This is a genomic window from Frankia sp. CoBUL1, assembly GCF_978021245.1.
Genome location: NZ_CDXDOS010000270.1, coordinates 1 through 4,380, shown reverse-complemented (window position 1 = coordinate 4,380; position 4,380 = coordinate 1). Strand labels below are relative to the sequence as shown.

General features: G+C 71.3%; 2 protein-coding genes. Both read right to left on the bottom strand.

The annotated features are described in order from the left end of the window. Nucleotides 1–254: 254 nt before the first annotated feature. Complete coding sequence (locus AC08OX_RS15365; RefSeq protein WP_476608441.1) at nt 255–2,006, bottom strand: FAD-dependent oxidoreductase; 1,752 nt, start codon at nt 2,004–2,006, stop codon at nt 255–257. Between the two features lie 143 nt (nt 2,007–2,149). Continuing rightward, on the bottom strand, nt 2,150–3,568 hold the full coding sequence (locus AC08OX_RS15360; RefSeq protein ID WP_476608440.1) for a hypothetical protein: 1,419 nt from the start codon (nt 3,566–3,568) through the stop codon (nt 2,150–2,152). Nucleotides 3,569–4,380: the final 812 nt, after the last annotated feature.

Sequence of the window (4,380 nt, the reverse complement as noted above, 5' to 3'; positions counted from 1 at the left end):
CCCCGCCGAAACCACCGCACCCCCCGCCGGCACCACCGCACCCCCCGCCGGCACGGATACCCGGGGCGCCTTCGACGAAGGCCTGTCCGACTCGGCGACCCCTGACTTCGAGGAGTTGCCCGGCGTCGACCCGTCGCGCGGTGCGCCCAGCCGGCGGCGCTGAGATCACGTGCCGGCGATCGGCGTGCCGGGCAAAGCGTGGCTGCCGGACACGCCCGCATCCCGGCAGCTCGTGGCCAGCATCCGGCAACCGGTCACCTCGTCCCCGCGACCGGGCCGACCGGGCCGACCGGGCCGACCACGCGGTAGGTCCCGGGAGCGCCGGCTGGGACGGCGGGGTGCGCCGGTGCTCTCGGCGCAACCGGCCGGTAGGCCGCCCCGAGGGGTGGGCGCGGGTCGGGTTCCCCCTTGTTCGGCCAGAAGGACATCGCCCGTTCGGCCTGCGCAGTGATGGTCAACGACGGGTTCGCGCCGAGGTTCGCCGAGACCGCGGCGCCGTCGACGACGTGCAGCCCCTCGTATCCGAAGACCCGGTGGTAGGGATCGATTACTCCGGTGGTGGGATCCGTGCCGATGGGGGCCCCGCCGAGGATGTGCGCGGTCAGCGGGATGTTGGCGATCTCGCCGATCGACCCGCCGGGGTAGCCGCCCATCCTGGCCGCGATCCGGCGGGCGGCGTCGTTGCCCTCCGGGATCCAGGAGGGGTTCGGCTCACCGTGTCCCTGCCGACTCGTCAGCCAGCCGAGACCGAACGGTCCACGGCGCAGGGAGACGATCAACGAGTTGTCCCACGACTGCATGACCAGCGCAATGATGGTCCGCTCGGACCATCGCCAGGGCAGTGACGACGCCAGCGCCTGATGTGGGTGGAGCACGACCTGACGCAGGTATTTCAGCCAGCGCGGCACCCGCCCGCCGCCGTCGGTCATCGACGCGCTGATCAGTGCCATCAGGTTGCTCCCCCGGCCGTAGCGCACGGGTTCGATGTGGGTGTGCTCGTCGGGGTGGAAGGACGAGGTGATCGCGACTCCCCGGGCGATCCGCCGATCAGGGCGCAGCCTGGATGCGCCCAGGATCGCCTCGGAGTTCGTCCGGGTGAGATGACCGAGCCGGTCGGACAACACCGGCAGGTCACCGCTCTGTTTCATCGCCAGCAGCAGCCGCTGGGTGCCCAGGGTGCCGGCGGCGAACACGACCTGCTCCGCGGTGAGGGTACGTCGCCGACGCCGGACGAGACCCCCCGTCCGGACCATGTCGAGCTCATACCCGCCGGTCGGGCGTGGCCGGACAGCCGTGACCGTGGTGTCCGGGACTACCCGCACACCGGCCCGCTCGGCCAGGTACAGGTAGTTACAGTCGAGGGTGTTCTTGGCCCCTCGACGGCAGCCGCTCATGCACTCCCCGCACTCTACGCATCCCGTCCGAGCCGGGCCGGCGCCGCCGAAGTACGGGTCGGGGACACGCACGCCGGGTTCCCGGCGGCCGTCGCGGCCGAAGAAGACACCGACCGGCGCCGCCGCGAAGGTGGACCCGACCCGCATCTCCTCGGCGACCCTGCGGAACACCTCGTCGGAGTACGTCGTCGTCGGGTTGGGATTCACCCCGAGCATGCGTTCGGCCTGGTCGAAGAACGGCTCCAGCTCACGGCGCCAGTCGGTGATGTCCCGCCACTGCGGGTCGGTATAGAAGGCGTCGAGCGGGCGGTACAGCGTGTTCGCGTAGACGACCGAGCCGCCACCGACCGCCGTTCCGGACAGCACCACGACCCGACCCAACCAGGTGATCTTCTGGATACCGTGGCAGCCCAACCGCGGCATCCACAGATACCGGCGAACGTGCCAGCTGTTCTTCGGCAGCGTGTCCGGGGTGAACCGGCGACCGGCCTCCAGCACGAGGACACGATGGCCCTTCTCCGCGAGCCGTAGCGCGCTGACACTGCCGCCGAACCCGCTCCCGATCACGATCACGTCGGCGTCATAGCCGCCGTCCGACCCGGAATCAGCCACGGGTGTCGTCCACCGAAGTCACCATGACTTCCCATGATGGGCTGTCGCTGGGACTATGCAACACCATCCGCCACTGACCGTCACCATCTGCGGCCCGCCACGGGCGGGCCGCGGCGGGCGACCCGGACCACAGGTCGACCGGCTCAGGCCGCGCCGTCAGCCGCCGACTGGCTCGCCATCTGGGCATGCGCACGCCCCGCGCGAGCGGCCTCCTCGATAGCCTCCAGCGGTGGCCGCGGGATCGACACGGGCGGCGCCCCGGATTCCGGGCGGGCGGCTCGGGACCCGTAGGCCTCCCATCCTGGGCGTCCGGGCGCGGGTCCCTTCTCCTTCGCGGTGCGGGTGTAGCGCCCGCGCCCCTGGCTCGGGACGGTGGAACCCGGCGTCAGTCCGGTCCTGATCCCCCGGTTCTCCAGGCAGGCGCGGCAGTTGCAGTCGGCGGACGCCCTGGGCAGGCGATCGAGTCGCCAGGACAGATTGTCGATCTCGTCGCCATCCCCGACCAGGACACCGGTCGTGATGATGTGCACTAGATGCAGGGCCAGTTCGACCGGTTCCCAGCTGTCCTCCTCCAGGATCACCCGCAGTTTCTGGTAGATAGCCAGGTAGTCGGACGTCGGGCACCGCATCGCGTTCGCGAGGACCGTGATCACCTGGCTGGCGGCCAGGGTCATCGGCTCGGGCGGCGGAGGGGGCAACGGGACTGTCGGGGCGCCCCGCTCCGGTTCGGGAGTCGACGCGTCCGCTGCCCCAGCGGTCTCGTCCGTCGGGACGTGTGGCTCGTCCGTCACGGCCCCGCGGGTGGCGGGATCGACGGTGCCCACGGCCGAGGCCGGTTGGGGGTCGCCCTCCGCTCGGACGTCACCCGGCTCCGGCTGGTCTGAACGGGCGGTGTCCGGATCATCCGAACCGGCGGTGTCCGGGCGGTCGGCGCCCCTCGAGGGGGCGAGGTTGACCGCCGGGCTGGCGGCACCAGGCGAGCCATCGCCCGCCACGGACGCCATCGCCCGGGGACGACGGCCGACCGCAGACACCGTCCGCAGGCCGATCCGGCCACGGCGACCGCCGCGGCGCCGGCGGGCGGGCGCGGCCGAGGCTGCGGTTGCCGAGCCGGCCTCCGGAGACGCCGGAGCCGCGGACGCAGGAGAGGATGCGACGCCGGCCGCGACCAGGCGGACCTCGCCTGCCCGTACGGCGGCCTCGGGGATGCTCAGGGCTAACCGCGTCGTCCTGCCGGCCGCGGGCCGGGCCACCGTCGCCAACCAGCCCTGGTTGCGCAACCTGGTGATCTGGCGCTGCACGTGGGTCCGGCTGTAACCGGTCTCCGCGACCAGGGTGACCAGGCCGGGGGCGCTCACCGCGGCACCGGCGGGCGCCGCCGGCGGAACCTCGGCGACGTGGCTCGCCAGCGTCAACGCGACCAGCTTCGCCGCCGATGGCAGGGCCGCCCGCAGCACCGCCCGCTGCCATCCCCCGCGATCGGATACCAGCGTGCCCGGCTCCTGCGCACGGACCAGAACCAGAGCACCGGGGAGGGCAAGCTGGGTCACGGCCGACGCCACGTGTCCTCCCTTCCTCGGCGGGGTCACTCGAAGCTGACGGACTGCGCCCGCCCGAGCGGACCGGGGCGGGTTGCCCGGGGATCATGCCGACCTGAACGGGTTCGGTGGGTCGGGGACCGGTCAACGTCTGTCCAGGCACGGTACTCCGTGCCTGGAGGGGAGGCTCCTGGGGAGGGCCACCACATTCACATGAAGAGGACATGACTTCATCACCCTCGTTGGGGACTCGTGGTGCGACAGACGCATCAAACATCGCGCGACTGACGCAAAGCAAAAGATGGGGCCAGCGGCCACGAAAAGGCCACACCGGGCCATCCGGAAAGACCTCCCGAGCAGTTCTTCTCCCCGCCTTCAACCTCATCGGGTGACACCAGAAAGCGATTTTTAATCCGTCATCTTCAAATCCTTATTACCGCGTCACCCGGCGGGACGGCATCCCCGGGGAGGAGGACTTGGCGGCGTGGAGGATCCCCCCGCCACCTCGCCGGAGGGATGGCCGCCGCGGTGACCGCCGCGGTGACCGCCGCAGTGACCGCGCCCGAGTACACCCTGCCCACGGCACGTGCAGAGGAAAGTCCGGGCGCGCTCACCGGTTGAACCGGCCCGCCGGTATCCGGAACTACGACGGGACTCGGCGCACAAGAAAAATCGATGGGAACCGGAACACCGGGAGAAACCGGACCGCCCGGTCACGGCATTCTTCGTCCTTGCCCGACGAGGCCGGGCGGGAACAGCCACCTCGCCCGATCGACCCGCCGCCACACAACGGACGCCAACCACCGTCGCCGACAACAGAGATCGCGAACCTCCAT